Origin of the sequence: Chromohalobacter sp. HP20-39, assembly GCF_033052815.1 — a bacterium.
Lineage (GTDB): Bacteria > Pseudomonadota > Gammaproteobacteria > Pseudomonadales > Halomonadaceae > Chromohalobacter.
Genome location: NZ_JAWHTP010000546.1, coordinates 1 through 282 on the forward strand (window position 1 = coordinate 1; position 282 = coordinate 282).

1 protein-coding gene is annotated in these 282 nt (G+C 61.0%); it reads right to left on the reverse strand.

The features are described from left to right. On the reverse strand, positions 1-282 hold a 282-nt coding region (locus RVY79_RS19130), incomplete at both ends, for an efflux RND transporter permease subunit (RefSeq protein WP_317466135.1).

A 282-nucleotide genomic window follows, 5' to 3' on the forward strand; every position in this document is an offset into this window, starting at 1 on the left:
GCGAATGGAATACCGGCCAGTGCCATCAGGCTGTCGCGCGCCGAGTTGAACAGGCCATAGAGCAGCACCAGGATCAGCATCATGCTGACGGGCACGGCAAACTCCAGGCGTTTCTTGGCCAGTTCCAGATCTTCAAACTCGCCGGCCCACTGGATGCGATAGCCTTCGGGCAGCTTCACATGCTTGGCGATGCGCTCCTGCGCTTCTTCCACCGTGCCGCCCAGATCACGCCCACGCACGCTGAACTTGATCGGGATGTAGCGCTCGTTGCGCTCGTGGTAG